Raw genomic sequence first — 3679 nt, 5'->3', positions numbered from 1 at the left:
GATATGTTCCGCTCTCCAGGAAGACCATCAGCACCGAGTCCAGAATGTCATGGCCGACCAGGATGCCTGTCATTCCGGCCGTCAGATAGGTGATCACCACGACGATAATCATGGTGGCGCCGAACCGCTCGTTCGGATCGCTGCTGTTTCGCAAGACCCGGGCGGCATTTCCAGCAGCAACGATAAAGATCGCTGCCAGCGTCACGGCGCCCAGAATTCCTGCTTGCACCAAGGCGGTCAGGAAGCCGTTGTGGAAATGGTTGAAGCCTGTGTCCATCGCGAACTGCTCATGAAAGCCCTGTTTGATCAGAAGCTGGGTTGCACCCACACCGTGCCCGAACAGTGGCATGTCATGGAATGCTTTGAGGCCGATCTCCCAAAGCGCAACACGTATTCCCAACGAGGTGTCGTAGTTGCCGCTAGCTCCAAGCGCACCCCAATCGGAGCGCAAAAAGTCGACTCGCCCGGATATCGCCTGGAAGCTGGAAGCGGCGATCACGACGCCGACTGCCGCCAGCAGCAGCAGCAGGCGAACGGCATTCCTGCCCCTGAGCCTGTGCCGGTTGATCAACATGACGGCTATGCCGGCGATCAGCAGTGCCAGCCAGATGGTACGCGAGCCGGAATAGATGACGGCGATCGTCCCGGCCAGTGTCGCGTAGAAGAGGGGTGTCCGGGCTTGCTCAATACTGGACAAGGCGCCAGCCACACACGTCACCACGGCAAGGCAGACGACGGTTGCGAAGACGATCGGATTTCCGGCTCCCCCCTCCGCCCTGACGCCAATCCAATATTGCTGGATGACGGCCATGAGCAGCGCGACAAAGCAGGCGGCCATGCTGGAAAGCACGACGATGCGGGCAAGCGTGGTTTTCTGCGTGTTGCTCCAGGTCGAATAGGACACGGGAAAAAACAGGAAGGTGACGAGCGGGATAAGATGCGGCGCATCCCGGACAAACGAGTTGTTGACGATGGACGCCAGGAGATTGGCGGCGCAGTAGGCATAGATCGCGACCGTCATCCAGATCATGGGCCGGTCGGCGTTGAAGCGCCTTTTCCCTAAAGCAATCAGCAGGGCGGACGAAAGGCCTCCGCCATTGAACACAAAGCTGACCACCGACCCCAGAACCGGTGGAAAAAAGAAGCAAAGGATGGAGAAGTAGTTGTTGATCCGCGAAGGCGAGAATTGCTGTGTGAGGGATGAAAGCCGGTTCAATTTTCGGGCTCGCTGTTTTCGGCAAGTGTCATACGGCGGATCTTGTTTAGCGAAGTTGAATGCGCTCGCCTCGAAATTGCCCATGCCTCATAAAGCGCTTGCCCGCTGCCGAAGCTGGTATAGCGGCCGCCCCCCGTTTTCGATAGTGTATCTGGTGGATTGCCACCGAAAATCGGCGGCAGGCGACGGTCGGCCAAGGGAAGTCGCTTGAAAGCCGTAGCCGGTCATTCAAGCAATATTTTCCCCGCGTTTTCTCGGTTGTTGAGCTTGCGGGCAGGAATTTCCGGGTTTGATGGTATCTGTGGAAAATTCATTCTCGAACCATGTGCGGCCGGGCCAGTCTTGCATTGTTCTTGACAACGGCGATCTGCTAGAACGCCGGCACGAGGAAGATTGTCCAGAAACAAGGCTCGAACCGGGCGCAAAAGCTCGATGATTTGAGGCAAGGTCTTCTGTTGGAAATACGAAAGAACGCCCACGGTCCATGACAACAGCGCTTACGCATCTTCAGCGGCTTGAGGCCGAGTCCATCCATATATTCCGCGAGGTTGCGGCCGCCTTTGCCAAGCCGGTCATGCTCTATTCGGTCGGCAAGGATTCATCCGTGTTGATGCATCTGGCGATGAAGGCGTTTTATCCCGCCAAGCCGCCATTTCCCTTTCTTCACGTCGACACGACGTGGAAGTTCCGCGAGATGATCGCCTTTCGCGATCAGATGGCGCAGAAACTCGGCTTCGATCTCCTGGTTCATGTCAACGAAGACGGCGTGCGCGACAACATCAATCCGTTCGACCATGGTTCGAACACCCACACCCATGTCATGAAGACCGTGGCGCTGCGCCAGGCGCTCGACAAATACGGTTTCGACGCGGCCTTTGGCGGCGCACGTCGCGACGAGGAGAAATCGCGCGCCAAGGAGCGCATCTTTTCCTTCCGCAATGCCCAGCATGTGTGGGATCCGAAGAACCAGCGCCCCGAAATGTGGAAGATATTCAACACCCGCATCGCATCGGGTGAATCGATCCGCGTCTTTCCGCTGTCGAACTGGACCGAGCTGGATATCTGGCAGTATATCCTGCAGGAAAGTATCCCGATCGTGCCGCTCTATTTCGCCAAGGAACGGCCGGTGGTGGAACGCGACGGCATGCTGATCCTGCGGGACGACGAGCGCATGAAACTCCGCCCCGGCGAGACAGTGGAGAACCGGCTGGTGCGGTTCCGCACGCTTGGCTGCTATCCGCTGACTGGCGCCATCGAATCGGAAGCCGACACGCTGGAAGCCATCGTCGGCGAAATGCTGACGGCACGGACATCCGAACGGCAGGGTCGCCTGATCGACCGCGATGAAGCCGGCTCGATGGAAAAGAAGAAGCGCGAGGGGTACTTTTGACCATGCGCCACATCATGGCAAAGAGCCTCGCCCCCACCGACGGCGTTCGCGACTATCTGGCGGCGCAGGAGAAGAAGTCGCTGCTGCGCTTCCTGACCTGCGGCTCGGTCGATGATGGCAAGTCGACGCTGATCGGGCGCCTGCTGTCCGACACCAAGCAGATTTTCGAGGACCAGCTCGCCGCGCTCGAACGCGATTCGCGCAAGCATGGCACGACGGGCGACGACATCGATTTCGCACTGCTGGTCGACGGCCTCGAGGCCGAGCGTGAGCAAGGCATCACCATCGACGTCGCCTACCGTTTCTTTGCCACGCCGAAGCGCAAATTCATCGTCGCCGACACACCTGGCCACGAGCAATACACCCGCAACATGGCCACCGGCGCCTCGACCGCCGACCTGGCGATCGTGCTGATCGATGCCCGGCAGGGTGTGCTTCGACAGACCAGGCGGCATTCGATCATCGCCTCGCTGCTCGGCATCCGCCACGTCGTGCTGGCCGTCAACAAGATCGATCTTGTCGATTTCGATCAGACGGTTTTCGACCGGATCGTCGAAGACTACGGGCAATTCTCGCGCGATCTCGGCTTCCAGACGATTGTGCCGATCCCGATGTCGGCCCGTTATGGCGATAATGTCAGCCGTCGGTCGGAAAGCATGGAATGGTATTCCGGCCCAACGCTGATCGAGCATCTCGAAACCGTGTCGGTCGACCAAGCGATGGTCGAACTGCCGTTCCGTTTCCCGGTCCAGTATGTCAATCGTCCCAATCTCGACTTTCGCGGCTTTGCCGGCACGGTCGCTTCCGGCTCGGTTGCGCCCGGCGACGAGGTCGTTGTCGCCAAGTCGGGCAAATCCTCGCGCGTCAAGCGGATCGTCTCGTATGGCGGCGATCTCGCCCAGGCGGCTGCCGGACAGGCCGTCACGCTCGTCCTCGACGACGAAGTCGAAATCTCGCGCGGCAACATGCTGGTTTCGCCTGCCGCACGGCCGCAGGTCGCCGACCAGTTCGCCGCCAACATCGTCTGGTTCGACGAGCATGCGCTGCTGCCGGGCCGCTCCTACATCCTGCGC

Annotated in this window: 3 protein-coding genes; 2 read left to right on the top strand and 1 reads right to left on the bottom strand. The window is 59.5% G+C overall.

Annotation, left to right across the window (positions count from 1 at the left end; all coding sequences use genetic code 11):
- Positions 1-1216 (bottom strand): O-antigen ligase (locus tag EN914_RS28080; RefSeq protein ID WP_164778973.1); only part of this gene is annotated, 1216 nt, incomplete at its 3' end.
- A gap of 484 nt (positions 1217-1700) precedes the next feature.
- On the opposite strand from EN914_RS28080, the gene cysD reads away from it, so the two are divergent.
- Positions 1701-2606 (top strand): sulfate adenylyltransferase subunit CysD, encoded by a 906-nt coding sequence (gene cysD / locus EN914_RS28075; RefSeq protein ID WP_024503687.1) that lies wholly within the window; start codon positions 1701-1703, stop codon positions 2604-2606.
- Between the two features lie 2 nt (positions 2607-2608).
- Positions 2609-3679: sulfate adenylyltransferase subunit CysN (gene cysN, locus EN914_RS28070; protein WP_164778972.1), on the top strand; the 1071-nt coding region annotated here is incomplete at its 3' end.

This window comes from Mesorhizobium sp. M7A.F.Ca.CA.001.08.2.1 (genome assembly GCF_003998455.1).
Lineage (GTDB): Bacteria > Pseudomonadota > Alphaproteobacteria > Rhizobiales > Rhizobiaceae > Mesorhizobium > Mesorhizobium ciceri.
The sequence above is the reverse complement of the archived record's forward strand: the minus strand, read 5'-3'. Positions and strand labels throughout refer to the sequence as shown.

Bases quoted from the DNA above. Each gene is read 5' to 3' on its own strand.
- cysD (WP_024503687.1), top strand. From the start codon at position 1,701: ATGACAACAGCGCTTACGCATCTTCAGCGGCTTGAGGCCGAGTCCATC.